The 22,820-nt window shown below is 73.3% G+C and carries 28 protein-coding genes and 1 tRNA gene; 10 read left to right on the top strand and 19 right to left on the bottom strand.

The genetic code is table 11. The features are described 5' to 3' along the window. Positions 1-87: 87 nt before the first annotated feature. Positions 88-1,656 carry an MDR family MFS transporter gene (locus ACFPP6_RS11240; RefSeq protein WP_465269370.1) on the bottom strand — a complete coding sequence of 523 codons (1,569 nt, stop codon included), beginning with the start codon at positions 1,654-1,656 and terminating at the stop codon, positions 88-90. Between the two features lie 185 nt (positions 1,657-1,841). Next, entirely contained in the window at positions 1,842-2,288 is a 447-nt protein-coding gene (locus ACFPP6_RS11235) for a MarR family winged helix-turn-helix transcriptional regulator (RefSeq protein WP_382039763.1), read from the bottom strand. Between the two features lie 214 nt (positions 2,289-2,502). Here ACFPP6_RS11235 and ACFPP6_RS11230 point away from each other — a divergent pair, with 214 nt between their 5' ends. Beyond that, on the top strand, positions 2,503-2,721 hold the full coding sequence (locus tag ACFPP6_RS11230; protein WP_382039760.1) for a hypothetical protein: 219 nt from the start codon (positions 2,503-2,505) through the stop codon (positions 2,719-2,721). A gap of 16 nt (positions 2,722-2,737) precedes the next feature. Here ACFPP6_RS11230 and ACFPP6_RS11225 read toward each other — a convergent pair whose 3' ends face one another. From ACFPP6_RS11225 to ACFPP6_RS11205, 5 genes are all read right to left on the bottom strand, one after another. After that, positions 2,738-3,574: a hypothetical protein gene (locus tag ACFPP6_RS11225; RefSeq protein WP_382039757.1), complete on the bottom strand. Its 837-nt coding sequence runs from the start codon at positions 3,572-3,574 to the stop codon at positions 2,738-2,740. Between the two features lie 135 nt (positions 3,575-3,709). Next, a complete protein-coding gene (locus tag ACFPP6_RS11220; protein ID WP_058045431.1) occupies positions 3,710-4,543 on the bottom strand; it encodes an RNA polymerase sigma factor SigF in 834 nt (277 codons plus the stop codon). 188 nt (positions 4,544-4,731) lie between these two features. Beyond that, positions 4,732-5,829 carry an RNA polymerase sigma factor SigF gene (locus ACFPP6_RS11215; RefSeq protein WP_382039754.1) on the bottom strand — a complete coding sequence of 366 codons (1,098 nt, stop codon included), beginning with the start codon at positions 5,827-5,829 and terminating at the stop codon, positions 4,732-4,734. 132 nt (positions 5,830-5,961) lie between these two features. After that, complete coding sequence (locus ACFPP6_RS11210) at positions 5,962-6,255, bottom strand: Dabb family protein (RefSeq protein WP_058045432.1); 294 nt, start codon at positions 6,253-6,255, stop codon at positions 5,962-5,964. Positions 6,256-6,309: 54 nt separating this feature from the next. Then, on the bottom strand, positions 6,310-6,474 hold the full coding sequence (locus ACFPP6_RS11205; RefSeq protein ID WP_168092965.1) for a hypothetical protein: 165 nt from the start codon (positions 6,472-6,474) through the stop codon (positions 6,310-6,312). A gap of 612 nt (positions 6,475-7,086) precedes the next feature. Between ACFPP6_RS11205 and ACFPP6_RS11200 the strand changes: the two genes are divergently transcribed. Beyond that, complete coding sequence (locus ACFPP6_RS11200) at positions 7,087-7,467, top strand: STAS domain-containing protein (RefSeq protein ID WP_382039750.1); 381 nt, start codon at positions 7,087-7,089, stop codon at positions 7,465-7,467. 44 nt (positions 7,468-7,511) lie between these two features. Here the strand turns inward: ACFPP6_RS11200 and ACFPP6_RS11195 are convergent, their stop codons facing one another. The 7 genes from ACFPP6_RS11195 to ACFPP6_RS11165 form a co-directional block, all read right to left on the bottom strand. Further along, positions 7,512-8,249, bottom strand: coding sequence for an alpha/beta hydrolase (locus tag ACFPP6_RS11195; RefSeq protein ID WP_382039748.1), 738 nt, complete (start codon positions 8,247-8,249; stop codon positions 7,512-7,514). 98 nt (positions 8,250-8,347) lie between these two features. Then, on the bottom strand, positions 8,348-8,899 hold the full coding sequence (locus ACFPP6_RS11190) for a hypothetical protein (protein ID WP_382039745.1): 552 nt from the start codon (positions 8,897-8,899) through the stop codon (positions 8,348-8,350). Between the two features lie 94 nt (positions 8,900-8,993). Then, complete coding sequence (locus tag ACFPP6_RS11185; protein ID WP_382039742.1) at positions 8,994-9,473, bottom strand: lasso peptide biosynthesis protein; 480 nt, start codon at positions 9,471-9,473, stop codon at positions 8,994-8,996. Next, entirely contained in the window at positions 9,470-9,778 is a 309-nt protein-coding gene (locus ACFPP6_RS11180) for a PqqD family protein (RefSeq protein ID WP_382039739.1), read from the bottom strand. The genes ACFPP6_RS11185 and ACFPP6_RS11180 overlap by 4 nt, the downstream gene beginning before the upstream one ends. Then, complete coding sequence (locus ACFPP6_RS11175) at positions 9,769-11,517, bottom strand: asparagine synthase-related protein (protein WP_382039736.1); 1,749 nt, start codon at positions 11,515-11,517, stop codon at positions 9,769-9,771. The genes ACFPP6_RS11180 and ACFPP6_RS11175 overlap by 10 nt, the downstream gene beginning before the upstream one ends. 67 nt (positions 11,518-11,584) lie before the next feature. Then, positions 11,585-11,737 (bottom strand): hypothetical protein, encoded by a 153-nt coding sequence (locus ACFPP6_RS11170; RefSeq protein WP_382039733.1) that lies wholly within the window; start codon positions 11,735-11,737, stop codon positions 11,585-11,587. 180 nt (positions 11,738-11,917) lie between these two features. Then, on the bottom strand, positions 11,918-12,730 hold the full coding sequence (locus tag ACFPP6_RS11165) for an alpha/beta fold hydrolase (protein WP_382039730.1): 813 nt from the start codon (positions 12,728-12,730) through the stop codon (positions 11,918-11,920). A gap of 199 nt (positions 12,731-12,929) precedes the next feature. Here ACFPP6_RS11165 and ACFPP6_RS11160 point away from each other — a divergent pair, with 199 nt between their 5' ends. Then, positions 12,930-13,565 (top strand): HhH-GPD-type base excision DNA repair protein, encoded by a 636-nt coding sequence (locus tag ACFPP6_RS11160; RefSeq protein ID WP_382039727.1) that lies wholly within the window; start codon positions 12,930-12,932, stop codon positions 13,563-13,565. A 70-nt stretch (positions 13,566-13,635) separates the two neighbouring features. On the opposite strand, the gene ACFPP6_RS11155 is transcribed toward ACFPP6_RS11160, so the two are convergent. Then, entirely contained in the window at positions 13,636-14,334 is a 699-nt protein-coding gene (locus ACFPP6_RS11155) for a B3/B4 domain-containing protein (protein WP_382039725.1), read from the bottom strand. Between the two features lie 126 nt (positions 14,335-14,460). Between ACFPP6_RS11155 and ACFPP6_RS11150 the strand changes: the two genes are divergently transcribed. The 3 genes from ACFPP6_RS11150 to ACFPP6_RS11140 all read left to right on the top strand — a co-directional run bounded on the left by ACFPP6_RS11150 (position 14,461) and on the right by ACFPP6_RS11140 (position 16,420). Next, positions 14,461-15,072: a helix-turn-helix domain-containing protein gene (locus ACFPP6_RS11150; protein ID WP_382039722.1), complete on the top strand. Its 612-nt coding sequence runs from the start codon at positions 14,461-14,463 to the stop codon at positions 15,070-15,072. A 166-nt stretch (positions 15,073-15,238) separates the two neighbouring features. Continuing rightward, positions 15,239-15,535 carry a type II toxin-antitoxin system VapB family antitoxin gene (locus ACFPP6_RS11145; RefSeq protein ID WP_030368795.1) on the top strand — a complete coding sequence of 99 codons (297 nt, stop codon included), beginning with the start codon at positions 15,239-15,241 and terminating at the stop codon, positions 15,533-15,535. 165 nt (positions 15,536-15,700) lie between these two features. Continuing rightward, positions 15,701-16,420 (top strand): LytR C-terminal domain-containing protein, encoded by a 720-nt coding sequence (locus ACFPP6_RS11140; RefSeq protein WP_382039718.1) that lies wholly within the window; start codon positions 15,701-15,703, stop codon positions 16,418-16,420. Positions 16,421-16,522: 102 nt separating this feature from the next. Here the strand turns inward: ACFPP6_RS11140 and upp are convergent, their stop codons facing one another. Further along, positions 16,523-17,158, bottom strand: coding sequence for a uracil phosphoribosyltransferase (gene upp, locus ACFPP6_RS11135; protein WP_058045443.1), 636 nt, complete (start codon positions 17,156-17,158; stop codon positions 16,523-16,525). A 189-nt stretch (positions 17,159-17,347) separates the two neighbouring features. Between upp and ACFPP6_RS11130 the strand changes: the two genes are divergently transcribed. From ACFPP6_RS11130 to ACFPP6_RS11115, 4 genes are all read left to right on the top strand, one after another. Continuing rightward, positions 17,348-17,584: a hypothetical protein gene (locus tag ACFPP6_RS11130; protein ID WP_382039715.1), complete on the top strand. Its 237-nt coding sequence runs from the start codon at positions 17,348-17,350 to the stop codon at positions 17,582-17,584. 174 nt (positions 17,585-17,758) lie between these two features. After that, positions 17,759-18,286: a tRNA adenosine deaminase-associated protein gene (locus tag ACFPP6_RS11125; RefSeq protein WP_382039713.1), complete on the top strand. Its 528-nt coding sequence runs from the start codon at positions 17,759-17,761 to the stop codon at positions 18,284-18,286. A 34-nt stretch (positions 18,287-18,320) separates the two neighbouring features. Next, the gene (tadA, locus tag ACFPP6_RS11120; protein ID WP_168092952.1) at positions 18,321-18,839 is read left to right on the top strand and encodes a tRNA adenosine(34) deaminase TadA; all 519 of its coding nucleotides are present in this window, start codon (positions 18,321-18,323) and stop codon (positions 18,837-18,839) included. A gap of 90 nt (positions 18,840-18,929) precedes the next feature. Continuing rightward, a tRNA-Ser gene (locus ACFPP6_RS11115) sits at positions 18,930-19,019 on the top strand. A 78-nt stretch (positions 19,020-19,097) separates the two neighbouring features. On the opposite strand, the gene ACFPP6_RS11110 is transcribed toward ACFPP6_RS11115, so the two are convergent. The 3 genes from ACFPP6_RS11110 to ACFPP6_RS11100 all read right to left on the bottom strand — a co-directional run bounded on the left by ACFPP6_RS11110 (position 19,098) and on the right by ACFPP6_RS11100 (position 22,726). Next, the gene (locus ACFPP6_RS11110) at positions 19,098-20,360 is read right to left on the bottom strand and encodes a nitroreductase/quinone reductase family protein (protein ID WP_382039709.1); all 1,263 of its coding nucleotides are present in this window, start codon (positions 20,358-20,360) and stop codon (positions 19,098-19,100) included. Positions 20,361-20,439: 79 nt separating this feature from the next. Further along, positions 20,440-21,669: an MFS transporter gene (locus ACFPP6_RS11105; RefSeq protein WP_382039706.1), complete on the bottom strand. Its 1,230-nt coding sequence runs from the start codon at positions 21,667-21,669 to the stop codon at positions 20,440-20,442. Between the two features lie 109 nt (positions 21,670-21,778). Continuing rightward, positions 21,779-22,726 (bottom strand): aldo/keto reductase, encoded by a 948-nt coding sequence (locus ACFPP6_RS11100; RefSeq protein WP_382039703.1) that lies wholly within the window; start codon positions 22,724-22,726, stop codon positions 21,779-21,781. Between the last annotated feature and the right edge of the window lie 94 nt (positions 22,727-22,820).

Here is a 22,820-nt window from a genome sequence, read left to right as displayed (position 1 = left end):
CCGGGACCTTCATGCCGTTCCGGTCCCGGTTTCCGTCCGCCGGGGGCGCGTCTCCGCTCGATTCCGCGCCCCGGCCGACGGGGTCTGTCAGCCGCCCTGCCGGGCGGGTTCCGCCTCCTGCTCCACGGCGGCGGCGCCGGCCGCCGGGGCCCCGGGCCGTCCCTGCAGGGCGACCTCCTTGATGAACAGGGTCAGGACGAAGGCCAGCAGCGCGCACGGCGCGGCGTAGAGGAACACGTCGCCCACCCCGTGCCCGTAGGCGCTCTCGACGACCGTCCGCAGCGGCGCGGGCATCGCGTCCAGCTTGGGGATGCCGCCGCCGGAGCCGCCGCTCCTGGCCGCGGCGGCCGCGGCCTGCGGGCCGAGCGCGGCGAGGCCGTCCTTGACGTAGTCCGTCACCCGGTTGCCGAGCACCGCGCCGAGCGCGGAGACGCCCACCGCGCCGCCGAGGGAGCGGAAGAAGGTGACGACGGAGCTGGCGGCGCCGAGGTCCTTGGGGGCGACCTGGTTCTGCGTGCAGAGCACCAGGTTCTGCATCATCATGCCCATGCCGAGGCCGACGAGGGCCATGTAGACGGCCAGGTGCCAGTACGGCGTGTCGTAGCGCATGGTGCCGAGCAGCCCGAGGCCCGCGGTGAGCAGCACGCCACCGCTGACCAGCCAGGCCTTCCAGCGGCCGGTCTTGGTGATGATCTGCCCGGAGATCGTCGACGACAGGAACAGGCCGGCGATCATCGGGATCGTCATCACGCCGGACATCGTCGGCGACTTGCCGCGCGCCAGCTGGAAGTACTGCGAGAAGAAGACCGTGCCGCTGAACATCGCGACACCGACGAAGAGGCTCGCCGCCGACGAGAGGGTGATCGTCTTGTTGCGGAACAGCCGCAGCGGGATGATCGGTTCGGACGCCTTGGACTCGACGTAGACGAAGACCGCACCGAGCACGATCGAGCCGCCGACCATGGCGTACGTCTGCCACGAGATCCAGTCGTAGTTCTTGCCCGCCAGGGTCACCCACACCAGCAGCAGCGTCACCGAGGCGCTGATGAAGAACGCGCCGAGCCAGTCGACCTTCACGTTCCGCTTCACCACGGGCAGCTTCAGCGTCTTCTGCAGCACGATCAGCGCGATCACGGCGAAGGGCACGCCGACGTAGAAGCACCAGCGCCAGCCGAGCCAGTCGGTGTCGGTGATGACGCCGCCGAGCAGCGGGCCGCCGACCGTCGCGACGGCGAAGGTCGCACCGAGGTAGCCGCTGTAACGGCCGCGCTCGCGCGGGGAGATCATCGCCGCCATGATGATCTGCGCCAGGGCGGACAGGCCGCCGACGCCGATGCCCTGCAGGGCCCGGCAGGCGATGAGCGTGCCGGTGTTCTGCGAGAGGCCGGCCACGACCGAGCCCGCGACGTAGACGATCAGGGCTATCTGGACCAGCAGCTTCTTGCTGAACAGGTCGGAGAGCTTGCCCCACAGCGGGGTGGACGCGGTCATCGCCAGGAGCGAGGCCGTGACGACCCAGGTGTAGGAGGACTGGCTGCCGTGCAGATCGGAGATGATCTCGGGCAGTGCGTTGGAGACGATCGTCGAGGACAGGATGGCGACGAACATGCCGAGCAGCAGCCCGGACAGCGCCTCCATGATCTGCCGGTGAGTCATGGGGGCGCCGGCGTCCTGGCCGCCGTGCTTGGCGTGGCCGCCCCCCACACCGGCCGGTGTGGTCGAAGCCATGAAGTTCCTTTGCGGTGCGAGTGTGGCTTGAGGTGTGTGTACGTCTGCGGGGTCTTACGGGTCTTGCAGGTCTTGCGGGTTCTACGGGTCCTGCGGGTCTACGTGGTGCCGGTCTACGCGGTGCGCGTGGTCCGGCAGCCGTCGAAGCTCTCGCGGAAGCGTCCGAGCAGCTCGATGAGCCGGCCGACGTCCTCCGACGACCAGTCCTGCAGGCAGGTCGCGAGCGCCTGGGTGTAGCGCCCGGAGACCTGCCGGAGCAGGGCCTCGCCGTCGGGGCTGATGCGCAGCAGCCGGGACCGCCGGTCCGCGGGGTCCGGGTGCCGTTCGAGCCAGCCCCGGGCCTCCGCGTAGGCGACGTGCCGGCTGGTCACCGACATGTCGATCAGCAGCAGTTCGGCCAGCTTGCCCATGCGCATCTCGCCGTACTGCCGCAGCATCGTCAGCACGACCGCCGCGGCCGGCGAGCAGTCCGCCGGGAGTACGCGGGCGAGGTCGCGCCGGACGGCGGCGACGGCGCTGAGCTGCCGGGCGAGCTCTTCGTACTGCTCCTGCTCGGCCACCCGCGCCGCCCTCCCCACTACAGTTGCTTAGGGCAACGATGTAACCAGGAGTTGGTTGCTACAGGCAAGTGAAATGGAGTTTCCATGGGTAAAGGTAGGGCCAAGGATTTCTAGAGGGGTGTAAAGCCGCAGGTCGGAACGGAAACGGACGGAGCGCCTCAGTAGAGCGGGGCGCTGCGCGCCATCCGCCCCTCCTTCGCTAGGGTCCTGGCCTATGGCCAACCCCCATCAGCAGAACCCCGAGAGCTACGACCCCGCGGGCAGCACCCAGATGTTCCGCGCCTTCGTCGACGAGGGCCAGGGCGGCCCCTCGGGCAGGCGCGCGGCGGCGCCCGCCCCCGCCCGGTCGTCCGGACCCCGCGCCGGCCTGATCGCCGGCGTGATCGCGAGCATCGTGGTCGTCGCGGCCGTGGTGTGGCTCGCGCTCGGCTGAGCCCGGGCTCGGACGATCACCCGGGAGACTCCCCGGACCAACCCCACTCCACCTTCACGTCGCGCGTCTCGACGTGCATGCCCCACGGCACGCGCCAGGCGTCGACGCACACCGTCCACGCCCCCTCGACCGCCGCGCCCGCCTCGATCGGCACGGGGAGCGGCTGCGCCGAGGTGATCGTGGACCAGTCCAGGCCGAGCAGGTCGATCACGTGGCTGCCGAAGGTGATGGTGCCCGTGGTGACGGGGCTGCCACCGGAGTTGGCGAGCGGCACGGTGACCTTCTCGCACCAGCGCCGCCCCTCGTCGTCCGCGGACCGGCGCGCCTCGCCGGTCTCCAGCCGGGCGGCCTCGGGTGTGTGCGACGGCTGCCCGGGGCGTGAGGGCGGCGCGGGTGGTGACGGCGGCGACGGTTTCACCGGCGGTGCGGGGCTCCCGGTGCGCGGACGGCCTCCGGCGCCCGTACGGGGATCCGTGCCGTCTCCGGAGCCCTGCGGGCTGCTGCCCCTGCCGGACGGCGGCAGCGGCGACTGGGGCGATGGCAGCGATTGCGGCGAGTGCGGGGCCTGCGGGGACGAAGAGGCCGGCGGCCGGGAAGAACCCGGAACCGGAGAGCCCGGTGAGTGGCCCGGGGAGCGGCCGGAAGGCGGCGCTGCGGGCAAGGAGTGGAACTCGACGCCCTCGTCGGGCGGAACGGCGCCGCCCACCGGGTGGGAGGACGAGCCGGGGCCTGCCGCCTCGGAGGCGACGTAGGCGTCGCGGTCGGTGCCGCCGCAACCTGCGAGAACAGCTCCCAGGGCGAGTGCGGCCGCCGCGGCTGAGGCGGATGCGGAGACGATCGTCTTCCGACGCATCGGCCCAGTGTGGCTGACGGTCAGTCAGGAGTACAGAGGTGGGTGGTGCAGAGGTGGGTGCTGCAGGCCGGCGATCCCCCGTGCGACTCGCCGAATGGTGGATGTTCCCCCGTGAGATCCCCCGTGGTGGTGCGTCTAGTCCGCGATGAGGCCCTCGCGGAGCTGCGAGAGCGTCCTGGTCAGGAGCCGGGATACGTGCATCTGCGAGATGCCGACCTCCTCGCCGATCTGCGACTGCGTCATATTGGCGAAGAAGCGCAGCATGATGATCTGCCGTTCCCTGGGGGGCAGTTTGGCCAGGAGGGGTTTGAGGGACTCGCGGTACTCGACGCCCTCCAGTGCGCTGTCCTCATAGCCGAGCCGGTCCGCGAGGGAGCCCTCGCCGCCGTCGTCCTCCGGGGAGGGGGAGTCGAGGGAGCTCGCGGTGTAGGCATTGCCGACGGCCAGGCCGTCGACGACGTCGTCCTCGGAGACGCCCAGGCACAGGGCCAGTTCGGGCACGGTGGGCGAGCGGTCGAGCTTCTGTGCGAGCTCGTCGCTGGCCTTGGTGAGGGCGAGGCGCAGCTCCTGCAGCCGGCGCGGCACGCGCACCGACCAACTCGTGTCCCGGAAGAACCGCTTGATCTCGCCCACGACCGTCGGCATCGCGAAGGTGGGGAACTCCACGCCCCGTTCGCAGTCGAACCGGTCGATCGCCTTGATCAGGCCGATCGTGCCGACCTGGACGATGTCCTCCATGGGTTCGTTGCGGCTGCGGAAACGGGCGGCCGCGTAGCGCACGAGGGGGAGGTTGAGCTCGATCAGGGTGTCGCGGACGTAAGCGCGCTCCGCGCTGTCCCGGTCGAGGGCGGCCAGGCGCAGGAAGAGTGAACGGGAGAGGGTGCGGGTGTCGATGGATTCGCAGTCGTCGAGCACGGCGTGTGGTGCGTCGGTGGCGAGCACCTTCGCGCTGCCCAGGTCTACGGACATGCCACCCCCTTGAGGTCGCGGACGGGTCACAGCGGTGCCCCTCGCACGAGGGGTTGGCCCCCACCTGAATACCGGAGGCCGCGCTGTGGCAAACGCAGTTCCTGCAGAATGTCACATGTCGGCAACACGCTGTAGCGTCAAGTCGACATATCTGCTGCCTCGTATGAGGAGGGGGTCACTCGTGAGGGTTAGGCCTCGATCCGATTTGCGGAACGCAGCCGCGCGAAGCTGCGCGAGAGCAGCCGGGATACGTGCATCTGGGAGACGCCCAGCTCCGCACTGATCTGGGACTGCGTCAGATTGCTGTAATAGCGCAGCAGCAGAATGCGCTGCTCGCGCTCCGGCAGCTGCACGAGCAGGTGGCGCACGAGGTCACGGTGTTCGACCCCGGCGAGTGCCGGGTCCTCGTAGCCCAGCCGGTCCAGCAGGCCGGGCAGCCCGTCGCCCTCCTGCGCGGCCTCCAGCGAGGTGGCGTGGTACGAGCGGCCGGCCTCGATGCAGGCCAGCACCTCGTCCTCGGGGATGCGCAGCCGCTCGGCGATCTCGGCGGTGGTGGGCGTGCGGCCGTGCAGCACGGTGAGGTCCTCGCTGGCGCCGTTGACCTGCACCCACAGCTCGTGCAGCCGGCGCGGGACGTGCACGGTGCGCACGTTGTCGCGGAAGTAGCGCTTGATCTCGCCGACCACGGTCGGCATCGCGAAGGTCGGGAACTGCACCCCGCGGTCCGGGTCGAACCGGTCGATGGCGTTGATCAGGCCGATCGTGCCGACCTGGATCACGTCCTCCATGGGTTCGTTGCGGCTGCGGAAGCGGGCGGCGGCGTAGCGGACGAGGGGGAGGTTCGCCTCGATGAGCGCGGCCCGGACGCGGGCGTGCTCGGGCGTGCCGGTCTCCAGGGTGACGAATTCCTTGAAGAGCACCTGCGTGAGGGCCCTGGCGTCGGCGCCGCGGCTCCTCGGGTGATCGGTGCCGGCGTCGTCGGGGTCGTCGGAGTCGTCTCCGGGGCCGGTGGCGGTGTCGGGGCCGGTGTCCCCGGTGGCGTCCCCGGTGACGTCCGCGGCGGAGGCCGCGGCAGCCTTCGCCGCGGTCTGCGCCGGGCCGGCCGTGCCGGTGTCCGGGGCGGCACCCCGGCCGGGGTGCTCGAGGAGCTCGGGGCCGCCGGGGTCGGCGTCGGGTCCGAGGGAGCGCGCGGTGGCACCCGCGGGCGGCTGGTCGCGCTGGGGAGGGGCTTCCTGGAGGGGGGCTTCGGGGACGGTTCGGGCCGACACGGTTCTGCCACCCTTCATGGTCAACTCATCCGGCAAAAGCGGTCATAGCATCACAAGACATGTGCACTGTGTGCAAGAACCCCATAACATCGTGTTGACCATAAAAACGGCCCCTCGCCCAGGTGGCGAGGGGCCGTGCGCAGCGGGCGCTCAGAAGGGGTAGTCGGCGATCACCCAAGTGGCGAATTCACGCCACTGCGCGACACCCGCCTGATGCGCGGGGTGGTCCAGGTAGCGCTGCAGCGCCTCGGCGTCGTCGACGGCCGAGTTGATGGCGAAGTCGTAGGCGATCGGCCGGTCCGAGATGTTCCAGGCGCACTCCCAGAAGCGCACCTCCGGGACGGCGTCACCGAGCGCCTCGAACGCCTGTACCCCGGCGACGACGCGCGGGTCGTCGCGCCGGACGCCCTCGTTGAGCTTGAACAGGACGAGGTGACGAATCACGGCACTGCCTCCACGCCGGGCGGCCGGACCGCTCCGGCTCGGCGGCGCGGCCCGTCAGCTGATCAGTTGGGTCATGAACTCGCCGACGCTCTTGGCGGCGTCCGAGATGCCCTCGAACCCTATCTGGACGAGCTCCGCCGACCGCTTGGGGGAGTGGATGATCGTGTACGACACGAAAATGACGGCAGCCCAGAGCGCGATCTTCTTCGCTTGCGCCACGAGGCACTCCTCCCCCGGTGATCCCTGCGACCGCGTCCCCCGTGATCGCCTCCTACGGAGGCGGAGTCTATCCGCACATTTGCCCGAACCCGCGGTTTCCCCTCTCCGCGCGCCGTCCTCACGCCGGCCGCCACCGCCTTCTTCACACCACCTTTAAGGACCAAAGGCCTGCCAAGCCGGGTCCTTCGCCGTAAGGGGGCCCGTGCGCCGGGGCGGAGGATGGGGGGAGCCCGTACCGGATCTGGCAGGAATCCGGAGGGCCAGGGACATGGCCTCACTGCGGGGTCAGGGCCGCGAGCTTCCCCCCGACTGCGGCCCGGACTTGGAGGCCGTGACCCCGACGGGGGAAGCGGCTGTCCCCCCGATGCCGCTTCCCCCGACCTGCTTTTCCGGAGCCCCGGCCCCGGACCCGTATCGCGCCCGGGTCCGGAGCCGGGGCCTCGTGCGTTCCGCGCCCGCGCGCGCTCCGGCGCGGGCGAATCCGGAGGCGCGATCACAGCTTTGCGACAAAGGTGAGATTCACGTACTGCGGGGGCACCAGAAAGGTATCCGGCGGCCGGTGGATCGCCGGTGCCGGAGATGAGGGGCCGAGGGAGGTCGGTGAGGGGCGACATGGGCGCGGACGAGCCCGCCTTCGCCATGCGGGAGCGTGTGGCGTGCGGCGCGATCATCATTGAACTGCACGGTGAGATGGACATCTTGGCGGAACAGGAACTCGGGCCGCGCATGGACGCGCTGACCGAACGGGGCCGCGCCGATATCGTGATCGACCTCCGCCGCGTGACGTTCCTGGACGCGAGCGGGCTCCGGCTGCTGCTCAGAGCCCGGCACCGCATGCTCTGCCGCGGCGGGCGGCTACGGGTGGTGCGGGGCGTGGCGCGCGTGTCGCGGGTGATGCGCGTGGCCGGAGTGGAGAGCGCCTTCACCATCGTGGACGCGTTTCCGTCCGTACGGACGGAGGAGGTGGGCCCGCAGGACGGCAGCGTCGCCTGATCGGTGACAGCGTCGCCCGAGCGGTGACACGGCCGGCGAGCCCGTCAGGCCGTGGTCCCCGCCGCCTCCACCAGGGCGCGGGCCGTGATCCGGCAGCCCTCCAGGGCGTGTTCGGCCGTGCTCGGGCGGAGGCGGCCCAGCGCCGGGTCGAACTCGCTTCCGAGGACTCCGGCGTGGTCCGTCCGCGGCTCGTCGAGCCGCACCGGCCACCCGTGCCCCTGGAGCGCGGCGGCGAACTCCCACGAGGAGCGGATGTCCACCTGGTCGTCCACCGTGCCGTGCACGAGCCGCACCGGCACGGGTGCGGCCCCGGCCGGCGGGTCCGCGAGGTCCTTCAGGGGGACCGAGGCGGTGGTGCGGGCGGGCACGTCGTAGCGGCCGGCCAGGCCCACGACGGCGGCCGGCCGCCACCCGCCGAACAGGTCCGGCCGCAGCGCGGTGGCCACCGCCGCCCCCGCGCCGGCCGACCACCCCGCGACCACGACCCGGCCCGGGTCGCCGCCGAACTCCGCCGCGCGCTCGCGTACGAACGCCAGGGAGTCCAGCAGGTGCGCCATGCCGCGGTCGGGGGCGTCGGAACGCCAGTCCGCGGCGAGGACCACGACCCCCTGCGCGGCCGCCGCCTCCGCGACGGGCCGCACGATCTCCCGCTCGTCCGGTCCCATGCCGTGCCAGAGCAGGACGGCGGGCGCGCTCCCGGCACCGGGCGTCCCGTAGACGTCCACGGCCTTGCCGGTCGCGGTGCGGGCGAGGGTCCGTGTCACGCCGCTCTCCACGGTCATGCTGATGCGCTCCTGTCGTCGTCCGGCGTCCGGCGTCCGTCGCCAGTCGTTCGCCGTCCTGGCCTCTCCCGTCACTCTTTCACCACGTCTTCACCGCGTCACTCCTTCACCGCGGCCAGGGAACTGTTCACCCGCGCCGCCGCGTTGGCGGCGTCGTCGACGGTGACGACGAAGTGTTTCCCGGACGTCAGCTCCAGCCACAGGGCGTCGCCCGCCCGCAGGGAGACCGCGGTCTGCCCGGGCAGCCAGCGGTACCCCCACCCGCCGAGCTCGCCCGGCCGGGTCTGCCGCGCCGACGCGTGCCGGATCCGGGACAGCCGTATCCGGCGCTGCAGGAAGGGGAGGAGGACGGAGCGGACGGCCACCCCGTGGGGCGTGACCGTGACCCGGACGGCGCCCGTGGCCAGCAGGGCCGCCGAAGCCGCCAGGAGGATCAGGAAGACGGACCGCAAGCCGGCGGCAAGAACGGCGACCACCACGAACACCACGGCGGACACCGCCCCCAGCGCCACCATCCAGCCCGCCACGACCGTACGGCTCCAGGCCGCCGTCTCCGCCCCCGGGCCGCCTTGCGCGTCGCTGCTGTCCGTACCGCCGTCCGTACCGCTGTCCGTACCGCCGTTCGTGTTGCCGTTCGAGCTGCTGGTCATGCTGCCGCCCCCCGATCTCCCCCGACGCCGTCAAGATCGTGCACCTTGTTCGCATCACGCTAGAACAAGTGATCGTCGGCGGCAAGGGCCGTCGTCACGGGACCCGTTGCAGCACCGTGTAGCCCAGCCGGACGTCCGGGTTGTCGGTCAGGACCGTGTCGTGGAGCTCGGCCCACGAGTGGAAGGCCTGGGACGGGGAGGGCGTGGCGCGGCCCCGGGCCACCGTCATGCGCACGGGCAGGCCGAGCGCGCACAGATAGGTGGTCAGGGCCAACGACCTCGCCAGGCAGGGACCGTTGGGCAGCATCGCGCGGAGCACCAGCTGGGCGCCGAGGATCTCCCGGCGGGCCAGCCGCACCGCCGTGCCCGGCGACAGGCCGGACAGGGCGGCCGAGCCCCGGGCGGGCCGGGCCCGGCACAGGTACGGGTACGCCCCGCGCCAGCCGCGCCGCCGGTACAGCCACAGCGCCCGGGCCGTGCGGGCGAGGGCGACGGCCCGCAGGCGGAGCGGGACGGCCGGCGGTGGCGGGCCCTCCCGGGGGCCGTCCAGGAAGAACTCCCAGTCCGCGCTCACCGCTCCGCCCTCCGCAGGAGGCGCCTGCGCGGCGGGCGCTCACCGTCCCCGAGCAGCAGGGACCGCTCGCCCAGCCGGTCGGCGAGCCCGGCCAGCCCGGCGGCGAGCGTGGCGTCGTCCGCGTCGAAGTCCTCGCGCAGCCGGGCGACGGCCGCGGGCACGGAGTCGCACGCCAGGGCGGTGCGCAGCATGTAGGTGGCCGTGGCGTTGAGGGCCAGGCAGACACCGCGGCGGGTGTCGAGGATGAGGCCGGCGTCGTCGGTGTCGTCGAAGACGGCGTGCTCGGCCAGGCCGATCAGAGGCATCGGGTGAATCCCCTCCGGTTCGCGGGCGTGCGCCGCGCGTCGCTGCGCAGGAACAGCTCGGTCATGGCGGTGCTGAGCAGGGCGTCCGCGTTGAGGCGCAGCCGCGCCGGCTCGGCCAGGACGCCGGCGAGCCGGAGGGGGTCGACGATGCCCATGCGGACGAGGTGCGCCTCCGGCCCGCCGATGAGGGCGGCGAGGACGTGGCGGTGGCCGAGGACGTAGTCCTTGTGCGGGGAGCCGGGCCACAGCCGGCCGTGCCGCCGCCAGACGGCCGCGGGGAACCGGCTGGAGAGCATCAGCCGGAGCACCGGCTTGGTGATCAGCCGCCCCTGGTGCGGCAGGAGCCGGTAGGCGTCCGGCATGCGGGCGGAGAGCCGCCGCAGGCCCTTGCTGCCGAGGGGGTTGCACAGCTGGATGCCGCGCGGCCGCCAGAGGGTCAGGTTCGCGCAGTGCTCCTGCGGCGTGGGGCCGGGGTGCTCCGGCGGGGCGCCCGCGGCGGCGGGAGCGCCGTCCCGGCCGGCGGCGGACGGGGTGAGGAAGTCCGCGGGCCGCCCGCCGCCGCGCCCGGGCGCCCCGTCGTCGAGCAGGGAGGAGCCGGGCGCGGCGCTGCGCAGGATGCGGGGGAGCTCCCAGCGGGAGGTGAGCAGCCCCCGGCACAGGACGGCCTTCTCGCGCGCGGGCAGGTCGCCGGTGAGCACGCCGTGCAGGCCGTAGCGCGCCGGGCCGAAGATCCGGTCGCCCTCGCGGCCCCAGGCGAGGAAGGTGATCCCGTCCCGGGCGACGCGCTCGGCGGTCTGTTCGAGCCACCGGTAGGCCGTGTGGTTGTACGGGTGGGGGAACTCCCACCGCTCGTCCAGGTATCCGGCGCCGTGGTCCGTCACGACCGGCACGAACGGCACCCCCAGGTGCTCGCAGACCGCCCGGGCGTATCCGGACTCGTCCGCGAGGGGGTCCCGGGTGGCCCGGTGGTAGGCGACGACGTCGGCGCCGGCCGCCGCCAGGGCCGCGAGCACGGCCGCGGAGTCCAGGCCGCCGCTGAGCAGGATGCCGGTCCGGCCGCGGCCGGCGTAGGGCCGTACGGCTTCCAGCAGGAGGTCCCAGGCGGTCCCGGCGTACTCCGCCATCGTGGTGCGCGCGGGCAGCTCCAGCGGGGTCACCGGGTCGTACGCGGCCGTGGTCACCGCCCCGCGCTCGACGGTGACGATCCGGCCGGGCGGGACGGGGGTGACGCCGGGGTAGACGAAGACCGCCTCGCCGCGGCAGGAGCGCCGGACGGCCTCCGGGTCGAACTCCCCGGGGCCGTCGAGCAGGTCGGTCGGGTCGGTGGAGAACCGCAGCAGGTCCGCGGAGCACCGGTAGTGCAGGCCCTCCTCGCCCGCGGCGCTGCGGAAGAGGAACACCCGGTGGTCGGTGACCAGCGCCCCGGCCAGTTCGCCGGGCATGCGGGCCAGTTCCGCGTGGCGGCCCTCCTTGAGGGCGGACACGAGCCGCCCGACCCACGCGGGCGTGACCGGGCCGTGGACGACGCCGGTCAGCAGGAGTCTCTCCCGCTCGGAGGGGAACGGGACCCGGGCCGTCCCCGGCGCCGCCCACTGGACGAGGTGGCGGCCGGGGTCGGACCAGGACGGGCGCTGCCCGAAGGGGGCGGTCACGTACGAGATGCGGGACGGGCCGCCGCCGAACGGGACGCGTCCGTAGCAGCCCAGGTAGTCACCGACGGGTACAGGGACGGGCTCCATGGCTTCCCTTCCGGGCCTTCCGGGCCTTCCGACGGCCGCCCTGCGGCCTTCCGACGACGCGCGCTGCTCAGAGAAGGGATTCGGACGACCGGGGGAACCCGCCGTGGGCGGTCAGCTGTTCGACCGTGCCGAGCTCGTCTATCCGCGGCTCCACGTAGGGGCGCTTGGCCGCGGGCGGGTCGTCCGGCACCGGCCGGTCGGTGGCGTGCGTGCTCTCCATTGCGGTCCCCCTCTTGCCGCAGGGCACTGTGTCCGTCGCCCCTCCACGGTCGGGCACTCCCGCCGCTCCCGCACAGAGGGTGCTGACGCGCTGGAGCGGCGCCCCGGAGCGGGCGCAGGGGCGCGCGGCGCGCGGACGCTCAGGTACCGGGGCGCGCGCCCGGACGGCGGTCACGCGGCGTCATGCCGCCTCGATGAATCTCCGCACCATCGCCGCGAACACCTCCGGGTGCGACACATGCGGAATGTGGCCTGCACCTTGCAGGCCCCTCAGCTCCGCCCTGCGCATCGTCCGCGAGAGCTCGACCGTGACCGGCGGCAGCCACGACGGGCTCTCCGTCCCGTACGTCAGCAGCGCCGGCCCGGCCCAGGCCGACAGCCGGGTGAGGTCGAGGCTCGCCCAGCCCGGGTCGGACTGCTCGGCCGCGAACGCGCGGCTGTTGGCGACGAGGGTCGCGCGCACCCGGTCGGGCAGGGCCGCCCAGGAGCCCGGGCCGAGGGCGACCTCCTCCGTGAAGCGGCGCACCCCTTCGCCCGCCTCCCCGGCGAGGATCAGGGCCACCGCCGCGTCGATGCCGTCCTGCGCGGCCCGCATCAGCACGTGGACGGGGTCGTCGCCGCGGATGACGCCCAGCAGCGGGGGTTCGTGGGCGATGACGGTGCGCAGGAGGTCGGGGCGGCGGACGGCCAGGCCCAGGGCGGTCGACGCGCCGTAGGAGTTGCCGACGACGTGCGCCGGGGCGAGGCCGAGCGTCTGCAGCAGTGCGGCGAGGTCGTCCTCGTGCTCCCTGCGGGTGCCGCGGCCGGCGCCGCGGGTGCTGGAGCTGTGCCCGCGCCGGTCGTAGACGAGGACGCGGAAGGACTCCGCGAGGGCCGGGACGACCGCCCGCCAGGTGTAGTGGTCGGTCAGCCCGCCGTGGACGAGCACCAGCGGCTCGCCCTCGCCCACGACCTCGTGGAAGAGCTCCGATCCGCGCACCCGGACTCGCGCCATGCGGGGCCTCCCTCGCTCGGACGTGCCGCTCGGGCACCCCGGTGGGTCCGGCCGCAGTCCATCCATGACAGCCGCCGCGGCGCACCGTCCGCAAGACCGCCTCTTCCTGGTTCACCCGTTCGTACAGCGGACGGGAAAGGGTGACACCCCGGGATCCCGGCTCCCTCCCGCGCGGGCGCCGCGGGGCGATCATCGACGCATGGACAAGACCCTTCACCTCGCCCAGCAGTCCGAGGCCGACGCCCTGCTCGGCCGCAGCCCGCTCGCCGCGCTGACGGGGATGCTGCTGGACCAGCAGATCCCCATGGAGTGGGCGTTCGCCGGCCCGTACGCCATCACGCAGCGGATGGGCCGCGACGACCTCGACGCGTACGAGATCGCCGCCTACGACCCGGAGGCGTTCGCGGCGCTGCTGTCGGAGAAGCCGGCCGTGCACCGCTACCCGGGCGCCATGGCCAAGCGCGTCCAGCAGCTCTGCCAGTACCTGGTCGAGCACTACGGCGGCGAGGCGAGCGCGGTGTGGGAGGGTGCCGCGACAGGGGAGGAGCTGTTCCGGCGGCTCAAGGAGCTGCCCGGCTTCGGCGAGCAGAAGGCCCGCATCTTCCTCGCGCTGCTGGGCAAGCAGCTCGGGGTCGCGCCGGAGGGCTGGCGCGAGGCGGCCGGGGCCTACGGCGAAGAGGGCTCCTACCGTTCGGTCGCGGACATCACCGGGCCCGAGTCGCTGGCCAAGGTGCGGGAGCACAAGCAGGAGATGAAGCGCGCCGCCAAGGAGGGGGCGGCCAAGAAGGCGACCGTCCGGCCCGCCAGGAGGACCCCGCGGCAGACCCAGGGCTGACCCCGCCCGCCTCCCGGCCGGACCGTCGCTCGGACTGCCGGAGACCGGACTGCCGGCCGGGCTGCTGCGCTCAGACCAGGCGGGAGACCGCACGCAGGTCCGGCGCGCGCTCGCGCAGCCGGGCAAGGAGGTCGCCGGCGGCGGCGTGCAGCGCGTCGAGCGGCATGGGGCCGAGCCGCTCCAGCAGGAACAGGGCGCTCGTGGACTTCTCGGTGATGCGGGTGCGGACGCACTGGCGGTGGTTCCAGCGGCGGCAGGTGACGCCGAGGTCGTCGCGCCAGATCACCTCGCCGGGCCCGGGGTGCTCGGTGGCCGGCGCGCCGCCCGCCACCGTGTCGAACGGCTCGCCGCCGGTGGCCCGCACCAGGCGCGGCGCCCCGGCGTACGCGGCCAGGTCCTCGCCGCCGACCGGGAGGCGGTGCGCGACGGACACGGCGTTGTAGACGTCGACCAGGAGGTTGACCTCGGGCAGGCCCGCCGGGGCGCGGCGGATCAGGGCCTCGGCGCTGTTGCGCGTGCGGCCCGGCTTGGCGCCGAACGCGCTGTAGGCCGAGCGCCAGGCGGCGATGTGGGGCTCGGCGGTGACGTCGAGGCCCTCGGCGGTCGCGGCGGCGTCGGCGAGCTGCTTGCGCGACCAGGCGTCACTGGGGCCGGCGGGCAGCCCGTCCGCCGCGATCACCAGCACGGCGAAGTCGGGCCGCAGTGCGCGGACGGCCTCCTCCACGTGCACGCTCGCGGCCGCCGCTTCGAGATCCGGGTCCAGGGACATGGACGGTGCCACCCTCCTGCAGTCGCTTCTGCAGGCGTTCCTGCAGTCGTTTCGCTGTCGGTCATTTCAATACGCTCGAAGGTAGCATCAAACGACCGGATCCCGGGAGGCGCGAAGATGACCGGCATGAGCGGGAACAGCGAAGCAACGGCGGACGCGGGCGAGCCCGGCGACGACAGGTCCGTCATGGAGGCCGTCGCCGCCCGCGTGCGGGCCCTGCGCAAGGACCGGGGCTGGAGCCTCGACACCCTCGCCGCCCGCGCCCGGGTCAGCAAGGGCATGCTCGTCGCCCTGGAGAACGCCCGCTCCAACCCCAACCTCGCCACCCTGGTCCGCCTCTGCGACGCCTTCGGCGTCCCCCTGACCGAGCTGCTGCAGCAGCCCGCGGCGCCGCTGCTGCAGCCCACGGCGCCCGACGGCCAGCCCGTCCTGTGGAGCGGCCCGGACGGCGGCAGGGGGCTGCTCGTCACGGGGGCCGCCCCGCCCGTGGGTGCCGAGCTGTGGCACTGGCGGCTCGCGCCCGGCGAGGAGCACCACAGCGAGGCCCACGTGCTCGGCACCGTGGAGCTCATCCATGTGCTGCGCGGCACCCTCGCCGTCACCGTCGGCGGGCAGGAGGTGGTCCTTCCGCAGGGGTACGGTCTCCGCATGGCGGGTGATCACCCCCACTCCTACGCGAACCGTACGGAGTCGGAAGTCGAGTATTCCGGCGTGGTGCTCGTACCGCCGCACGGCTGAGCCCGGGTGGACGGCCGGAGCGCTCCCGCTGTGTCCACAGGCTGTGGGCAATGTCCCGGAAGGTGCGCGGATGGGTCCCCGCTGCTCCTGGTATGCGGCCGATTGTCGCCTTCGCGCTCCCGTGCCGTGGCTGCGCCGGGAGCCTGTCGCCCGGTAGGCTTTCCGTGTGATCTTCAAGCGCATCGGAAACGGGCGGCCGTACCCCGACCACGGCCGGGAGAGCACCCGGCAGTGGGCGGACGTCGCCCCGCGCCCGGTGCGGCTCGACCAGTTGGTGACCACCAAGCAGCAGCTCGACCTGGAAACCCTGCTGGCCGAGGACTCGACCTTCTACGGCGACCTCTTCGCCCACGTCGTCAAGTGGCACGGCGACCTCTACCTCGAGGACGGCCTGCACCGCGCCGTGCGCGCCGCGCTCCAGCAGCGCCAGGTGCTGCACGCCCGCGTGCTCGAACTGGGCTAGCCGGAGCCGTCCGCCCCGCGCGTCCGCCCGGGATCGCCGGCGACCGCCGGGGGCCGGGGCCGTCCGGAGGCTGTTTCCGGCCGTTGTTCGGCCTTTCGGGTTGGGCCGCGCGAACCCATTGATCATTTAGTAGGCAGCGGCCCTGCCCCGCACTACGCTGCGCCCATGAGCATGCTCACCCCTCCCGGCATGGGCAGGAAGTACCGCATTACGGGCAAGCGATTCCCGCACATGCGCCGCCCCAGAAACCGCCGCAGGATCGTGCTCGCCGCAGTCACCTCAACCGCCGCGTTCGCCCTGGCCGGATGGGGGACCTTCCAGCTCGTCGACGTCTTCACCGGGGGCCCCAGCGAGACCCAGGCCCACGGCGCGGGTGCGAAGGGCGGGAAGGGGGCTGAGGACGGCGACTGCAAGGCGGCGGACGAGGGCGAGGAGTCGAAACCGCTGCCACGGCCCTCCGACATCACCGTCAACGTCTACAACGCGACTCCGCGCGGCGGACTCGCCAAGATCACCGCGGACGAGCTCAAGAGCCGCGGCTTCAAGATCGGCAAGGTGGGCAACGCGCCCGCCCTCTACGACAAGAAGGTCGAGCAGGTGGGCCTGCTGATCGGTGCCCCGACGGCCGCGGAGGGGGCGCTGAGAGTCGTCGGCACCCAGATGGCCGGGGCCGAGGTCAAGAACGACCAGCGCGCGGTCGACGAGGAGGTCGACCTGGTCATCGGCAACGAGTACAAGGAGCTCACGGGGCGGCAGGACGCCGACCGGGCCCTGACCGACATGGGCGTCGAACCGGGCGAGGCGCCTGCTTCGGACGCCCCCTCCTCGGCGCCGCCGTCACCGTCGAAGGCGCCGTCCCCGGCGCCGAAGCCCTCGAAGTGCTGAGGGGATGAGGCCTGCGGCCCGGCATGACACCGCCGGTCTTCCACGGCGTGGAAGACCGGCGGGATGCGCGGTGACGGCCCGCGCGTGCGTCGGAGCCGGCGGCTAGCCCGCCGTGCCGTACATGCGGTCGCCCGCGTCGCCCAGGCCCGGGACGATGTAGCCGTTCTCGTTGAGGCGCTCGTCGACCGAGGCGGTGACCACGGTGACCGGGGCGCCCGCGAGCTCGCGCTCCATGACCTCGACGCCCTCCGGGGCGGCCAGCAGGCAGATCGCGGTGACGTCGTCGGCGCCGCGCTCGATCAGCTCGTTGATCGCCGCTACCAGCGTGCCGCCGGTCGCCAGCATCGGGTCCAGGACGTAGACCTGGCGGCCCGAGAGGTCGTCGGGCATGCGCGTGGCGTAGGTCTCCGCCTTGAGGGTCTCCTCGTTGCGGATCATGCCCAGGAAGCCCACCTCGGCGGTCGGCAGGAGCCGGACCATGCCGTCGAGCATGCCGAGGCCGGCGCGCAGGATCGGCACCACGAGCGGGCGCGGGTGGGAGAGCTTGACGCCGGTGGTCGCCGTCACCGGGGACTCGATGTCCACCTGCTCGGTGCGCACGTCGCGCGTGGCCTCGTAGGCGAGCAGGGTGACCAGCTCGTCGGCGAGACGCCGGAAGGTGGGGGAATCGGTGCGCTTGTCGCGCAGGGTGGTGAGCTTGTGCGCCACCAGGGGGTGGTCGACGACGTGGATCCGCATGACATCGACATTAACCGAGCTTTCGGCCCCGAGCCGCCGCCGTGCGGCGTTCGACGCTCCGCCGCAGGTCTGCGGCGGTCTGTCGCCGCACTGGCATCAAACCACCACTTAGGGGGAAAGTGGGCACGTACGCCCGGTCTGTCGCTCCGGGCGTGGCCGGCGAAGCACTCGGCACGAGGTGGTCCTGCCATGGCTGAAGACGCCCCCGAGAAGCCCGACACGACGCGTGGCGCACCGGCGCCCGAACCCCGGACCGGCGCCGAACCCGGCCCCGGGACCGAGGAGGAGGCGGACCGCCGCCGCAGACGCGCCCAGTTCCTGCGCGAGCTCAACGAGGCGAAGGAGCTCCGCGACCGCGTCCAGCCGCGCCGGGCGCGGGCCGCCCGGATGCGCCAGCAGATGCGGATGAGGACCTTCCGCTGGTGACGCGGCCGCCCGGACGGCGGTGCCCGCAGCGCCACGTGAGGCACATCTCTTCGGACTGCTGCACGACGCAGCGCGGAAGACCTCTCGCAACGGCGAGGTTTCTGCCACGATTCCGAGTGGGCGGGGTGGTCCCCGTCCGGCCCGGCACCGCCTATGACCAGTGGGAGAGTCACGGTGTACTTCGCCGCACTGCTCGCGCGCACCGACGACGGATGGGAAGCGAGCGACACAGAACTCGACAACGTGGAAACCCTGGCCGACCTCGCCGACCTGGCCCGGGAGGCCTCGCCCGGGGACGAGACCGTCCTCGCCCTCATCGAGCAGGAGGGCGCCTGGTTCGGCGTCGTCCGCGTCGAAGGTGAGGACGACCCGCGCGTCTTCGTCTCGAACGCCGTCGTCGCGGGCCGCAGCTCGTACGGCGCGATGCTCGTCGACGAGCTGATCGGCCGCGACGACACCGACGCCGACGAGCTCGACGACCTCGACCTGGACGGCACGGAGGACGGCGAGCCCGACCCCGTGGAGGACGAGGCCGAGGGGACGGACGCCGCGGAGCCGCGGCCGGACGGTCCGCTCGGCGACTACGAGCTCCTCTCCGACCTCGGCGTGAGCGGGAAGGAACTGCTCGCCCTCGAAGGGGACGCCCTCGGCGAGATCGCCGACGCGCTCGGCTGCACGGACGTCCTGGAGGCGGTGCGCTGACGCCCGCCCGGGCGGGTTCGCTCACACTGGTGCCATGAACGAAGCCGTCCGCGACCCCGGTCCCTCCCGCGCCGCTCCGGCCGGGGAGGAGCACGACCCCGTACGCGCACCGTGGACCGGCCCCATGCGGGCCGCCCTGGACGAGGCCGTGCGGGCCCCCGCCACCGGCGACGTGCCGGTCGGCGCCGTCGTGCTGGGTCCGGACGGCTCCGTCATCGGCCGCGGCCGCAACGAGCGCGAGGCCACCGGCGACCCCACCGGCCACGCCGAGGTCCTCGCCCTGCGCGAGGCGGCGCGGGCCGTGGGCGAGTGGCGCCTGGCGGGGTGCACGCTGGTGGTGACGCTGGAGCCGTGCACGATGTGTGCGGGTGCGATCGTCCTCTCCCGCGTCGACCGCGTCGTCTACGGCGCCGTCGACGAGAAGGCCGGTGCGGCCGGCTCCCTGTGGGACGTCCTGCGCGACCGCCGGCTCAACCACCGCCCCGAGGTGATCCAGGGCGTCCTCGCCGGGGAGTGCGCGGGGCTCCTGACCGACTTCTTCCGCGGCCGCTGAGCGCCCGGGCACCCCTGATGAGGAGCGTCACACCCCTCCGCCCCCGGACCGATTTCAGAGCACGGCCCACCGTCCGCTAAGCTCTCTCTCGGTAGCGTGTCCGAGCGGCCTAAGGAGCACGCCTCGAAAGCGTGTGTGGGGGCAACTCCACCGTGGGTTCAAATCCCACCGCTACCGCCAGCGACACCCCTTCGCCCGTGGAAACACGGACGGAGGGGTGTTCTGCTTTTCCGGGGTGGGCCGGTTTTCCGGGGTGGGTCAGTGCCGGATTTCCATCGGGATGCCGGTGGGCGTCGTGAAGTAGAGCCAGCGGTCGCCGGTGAGGGGGCCTTCCTCGATGGTCTCCGGGGTGCCGAGGAGACGGACGCCCGGGACCGTGGCCAGGTGCGCGGCTGCGGCGTCCACGTCGTCGACGTCGAAGGCGAGGTGCCGGCCGCCTATGTCGCTGTTGCGCGGCGGGGCGGCCGGGGCGCCGGGGGAGAGCACGATGCGGCCGGCGGGGCCGAAGCGCAGGGCGGCGTCGCCCTCGGGGGTCCGGTGGGTCTCCTCGGCGCCCAGGACGTCCGTGAAGAAGGCGACGGCGGCGTCCACGTCGGCGACCGTGTGGGCGACGTGGTCCACGTGGGGTTCCGCGGGGCCGTCCGGCGGGAGCCGCAGCAGGCGCAGGGTCAGGCCCCAAGGGGTCACGAAGTCGCCCGGCGTCCCGCCCGCCGTGACGCCGGGGACGGCGGCCAGGTGCCGTGCGGCGGCATCCGGGTCGCTGACGCGCAGGGCCAGGCGGTGGTGGCCCGCGGTCCCGGACGGCGGCGGCGCGGCCTTCTGGCCGGGGTCCGTGTACGCGAAGAGCTCGATGCGGGTGACCGGGCCGAGCCGGAGCATCGCGATCCGGGCGACGGCGCGCGGGTGGACGCCCAGCTTGCGGCGCATCCAGTCGCCCGTGGCACGGGCGACGGGCCCTTCCTCGTAGAGGAGTTGCGCGCCGAGGGCGTCGGTGAAGAAGGCGACGGCCCGGTCGAGGTCGGTCACGGTGAAGGCGTGGTGGTCGACCCGGTAGGCGGGGAGGGGATCACGGGCGGCGCCGGCGGGGCGCAGGCGAACCACCGGGATGACCCGGTCCGTGCGCTTCTCGAAGTCCGCGAACTGCGGCGATATCGCGACCTGCGCCGCGTAGAGGCGGTCGCGTTCGGCGGCTTCGGTGAAGACGGCCTCCACCGGGAAGGTGCGGCCCTCGTGCTCCACGGTGGCGACGGGGTGCGCGCGCAGGTTGCGGCACCAGGCGGGGTCGGTGCCGTCGCCTCCGTTGGCGGCGAAGACGACCCAGTCGCCGCCGTCGCGCAGGTACGTCGCCGGGGTGGTGCGGGGGAGGCCGCTGCGGCGGCCGGTGGTGGTGAGGAGGATCAGCGGGACGCCCTCGAAGTCACCGCCCACGCGGCCCGCGCGGGCGCGGAACTCCTCGATGACGCGCTGGTTGAAGGGGTTGGCGTTGCTGTCTGCGGCGCCGGGGGCGGGGGGCCGGGACATGGCGGTCAGTCCTTTCCTACGGGCCCTGCGGGGCCTACAGGTCCTATGGGGCTTGTGGTGCCTACAGGGCTTGCGGTGCCTATGGGGCCGGCGGTCCTGCGGAGGCGGCGGCGAGCGGCGCTCGGGCCGGGCGGCGGCGGGTCCTCAGTTCGTACGCGCACACGGCGAGTCCCATGGCCACGACGGCCGCGCCCACGACCGGCGCCGCCCGCAGCCCCGCGCCGGACTGGACCGCCGCGCCGCCGAGCAGGCCGCCCGCGGCGATGCCGATGTTGAAGGCCGAGCTGTTGACGGACAGCGCGAGCGTCGGCGAGCCGACCTCGGCGGAGGTGACGATGATCGTGTTGAGGCCGGGCACGGTGCCGAAGTAGGCCAGGCCCAGCAGCAGGAGGGCGCCCGCGGTGAGCCAGGGGAGGGAGGCCACCGCGGCCAGCAGGAGCAGCGCGCCCGTCACGGCGGCGAGGATGACGGTGAGGGACGGCACGAGGGACCGGTCGGCCGCCTTGCCGCCGAGCGCGTTCCCGGCGACGCCGCCCGCGCCGTAGAGGAGCAGCAGCGCCGTGACGGCCTGTTCGCTGAAGCCGCTGACGTCCGTGAGCAGGGGCACCGCGTAGGTGAAGGCGGTGAAGACGCCGGCGCTGCAGAAGACGGTGACGGCGATGGCGCGCAGGACCCGGGGGCGGGCCAGGACGCGCAGTTCGGCGAGGGTGCTCCCGCCGCCTTCCGCTCCGCCGCCGTCCGCGGCGGTCTGCCGCGGCGCGGAGGGGAAGCAGCGGGCCAGCAGGGCGAGGCAGCCCAGGCTCATGGCCGTGATGGTCCAGAAGGTGGCGCTCCAGCCGTAGTGCTGACCGACGAAGGTGCCCAGCGGCACGCCGAGGACCATGGCGAGGCCGAAGCCGAGGGTGATCCTGGCGCCGGCGGAGGCGCGCTGCCCGGGCGGGGCGAGTTCGCCGGCGGAGGTCAGGCAGAGGGCGAAGACGGTGGAGTGGGCGAAGGCGCTGACGAGGCGTCCGGTGACGAGGAGGGCGTACGAGCCGGCCGGGGCGGCGAGTGCGGCGATGACGTTGCCGAGGGTGAAGAGCGCCAGCATGCCCAGGAGGAGGGGCTTGCGCGGCAGCCGGCCGGTGGCCAGCGTCATCAGCGGGCCGACGACGACCACGACGGCGGCGTACACGCTCACCAGCAGCCCCGCCGCGGACAGCGGGACGCCGAGGTCGTCCGCGATGCGCGGCAGGATGCCCGCGATGACGGACTCCGCGGTGCCGATGCTGAAGGTGCACAGCATCATGGCCAGGATGGGCAGGGGCATGGTTCTCCGGGGGACGTGCCGGGGCGTGCCGGGGCGTGGAGTGCGGGCCGGCGGCGCGTGGCGGGGGATCCACGCGCCGCCGGCCCGGGTCCGGGTGCCGGGGCGGCCGCTACTCGCGGGCGCCGACGGGGGCGGGGAGGGCGTCGAGCTCGGCGATCTCGGCGGCGGTCAGCTCGACGTCGGCGGCCGCGGCGTTCTGCTCCAGGTAGGCCGGCGTCTTGGTGCCCGGGATCGGCACGACGTGCTCGCCCTGGGCGACGAGCCAGGCCAGGGCGACCTGCGAGAGGGTGACGCCGTGGCGGTCGGCGATCGTGGCGACGGTGTCCACGATGGCCTTGTTGGCGGCCATGGCCTCCTCGGTGAAGCGGGGCATGGCGCGGCGCCAGTCGTCCTCGGTGAGGTCGGCGGGGTTGCTGAAGCGGCCGGTGAGCAGGCCGCGGCCCAGCGGCGAGTAGGGCAGGAAGGCGATGCCCTGCTCGTTGCAGTAGGGCAGGACCTCGCCGAAGGAGTCGCGGGTGAACAGCGACGCCTCGGACTCGACGGCGGCGACCGGGTGCACGGCCTGGGCGCGCTTGACGTCCTCCAGCGCGACCTCGGACAGGCCGATCGCGCGGGCCTTGCCGGCGGCGACGAGCTCGGCGAGCGCGCCCCAGCTCTCCTCGACCGGGACGCCCGGGTCGATGCGGTGCAGCATGTAGACGTCGACGTGGTCGGTGCCGAGGCGCTCGAGGCTCGCGTCCAGGGCCGACTTCAGGTAGTCGGGGCGGCCGTTGAGGGACAGGCCGTTCTCGTCGAGGACCAGACCGCCCTTGGTGGCGAGCACGACCTTGTCGCGTCGTCCTGCAAGGGCCTTGCCGACCAGCTCCTCGTTGGTGAACGGGCCGTAGACGTCGGCGGTGTCCAGCAGCGTGACGCCCAGGTCGATCGCGCGGTGGATGACCTTGACGGAGGCGTCGTCGTCCCGGTTCTGCGGGTCGTAGGCGAAGGACATGCCCATCGTCCCCAGACCGATCCGGCCGACCTCCGGGCCGTTCTTCCCCAGCGTGGTGGTGCGCATCGTCGGACTTCCTCTCTGCCCCCGATCAGGAGCGTTTGAACTTTCAAGTAAAAATCTAGGCGGCCCGGCCGGGACCCGCGACGGGGCCGGACCT

This window comes from Streptomyces aureoversilis (assembly GCF_042657885.1).
In the GTDB taxonomy this organism is placed as follows: Bacteria; Actinomycetota; Actinomycetes; order Streptomycetales; family Streptomycetaceae; genus Streptomyces; species Streptomyces aureoversilis.
The sequence above is the reverse complement of the archived record's forward strand: the minus strand, read 5'-3'. Positions and strand labels throughout refer to the sequence as shown.

Coding starts and splice junctions, on each gene's coding strand:
- ACFPP6_RS11220 (WP_058045431.1), bottom strand. CDS start 4,543: ATGTCCGTAGACCTGGGCAGCGCGAAGGTGCTCGCCACCGACGCACCA.
- ACFPP6_RS11130 (WP_382039715.1), top strand. CDS start 17,348: ATGGCTGAAGACGCCCCCGAGAAGCCCGACACGACGCGTGGCGCACCG.
- ACFPP6_RS11110 (WP_382039709.1), bottom strand. CDS start 20,360: ATGTCCCGGCCCCCCGCCCCCGGCGCCGCAGACAGCAACGCCAACCCC.
- ACFPP6_RS11140 (WP_382039718.1), top strand. CDS start 15,701: ATGAGCATGCTCACCCCTCCCGGCATGGGCAGGAAGTACCGCATTACG.
- ACFPP6_RS11200 (WP_382039750.1), top strand. CDS start 7,087: ATGGGCGCGGACGAGCCCGCCTTCGCCATGCGGGAGCGTGTGGCGTGC.
- ACFPP6_RS11180 (WP_382039739.1), bottom strand. CDS start 9,778: ATGCCTCTGATCGGCCTGGCCGAGCACGCCGTCTTCGACGACACCGAC.
- ACFPP6_RS11190 (WP_382039745.1), bottom strand. CDS start 8,899: ATGACCAGCAGCTCGAACGGCAACACGAACGGCGGTACGGACAGCGGT.
- ACFPP6_RS11105 (WP_382039706.1), bottom strand. CDS start 21,669: ATGCCCCTGCCCATCCTGGCCATGATGCTGTGCACCTTCAGCATCGGC.
- ACFPP6_RS11225 (WP_382039757.1), bottom strand. CDS start 3,574: ATGCGTCGGAAGACGATCGTCTCCGCATCCGCCTCAGCCGCGGCGGCC.
- ACFPP6_RS11155 (WP_382039725.1), bottom strand. CDS start 14,334: ATGTCCCTGGACCCGGATCTCGAAGCGGCGGCCGCGAGCGTGCACGTG.
- ACFPP6_RS11165 (WP_382039730.1), bottom strand. CDS start 12,730: ATGGCGCGAGTCCGGGTGCGCGGATCGGAGCTCTTCCACGAGGTCGTG.
- upp (WP_058045443.1), bottom strand. CDS start 17,158: ATGCGGATCCACGTCGTCGACCACCCCCTGGTGGCGCACAAGCTCACC.
- ACFPP6_RS11230 (WP_382039760.1), top strand. CDS start 2,503: ATGGCCAACCCCCATCAGCAGAACCCCGAGAGCTACGACCCCGCGGGC.
- ACFPP6_RS11160 (WP_382039727.1), top strand. CDS start 12,930: ATGGACAAGACCCTTCACCTCGCCCAGCAGTCCGAGGCCGACGCCCTG.
- ACFPP6_RS11100 (WP_382039703.1), bottom strand. CDS start 22,726: ATGCGCACCACCACGCTGGGGAAGAACGGCCCGGAGGTCGGCCGGATC.
- ACFPP6_RS11240 (WP_465269370.1), bottom strand. CDS start 1,656: ATGACTCACCGGCAGATCATGGAGGCGCTGTCCGGGCTGCTGCTCGGC.
- tadA (WP_168092952.1), top strand. CDS start 18,321: ATGAACGAAGCCGTCCGCGACCCCGGTCCCTCCCGCGCCGCTCCGGCC.
- ACFPP6_RS11195 (WP_382039748.1), bottom strand. CDS start 8,249: ATGACCGTGGAGAGCGGCGTGACACGGACCCTCGCCCGCACCGCGACC.
- ACFPP6_RS11170 (WP_382039733.1), bottom strand. CDS start 11,737: ATGGAGAGCACGCACGCCACCGACCGGCCGGTGCCGGACGACCCGCCC.
- ACFPP6_RS11150 (WP_382039722.1), top strand. CDS start 14,461: ATGAGCGGGAACAGCGAAGCAACGGCGGACGCGGGCGAGCCCGGCGAC.
- ACFPP6_RS11215 (WP_382039754.1), bottom strand. CDS start 5,829: ATGAAGGGTGGCAGAACCGTGTCGGCCCGAACCGTCCCCGAAGCCCCC.
- ACFPP6_RS11175 (WP_382039736.1), bottom strand. CDS start 11,517: ATGGAGCCCGTCCCTGTACCCGTCGGTGACTACCTGGGCTGCTACGGA.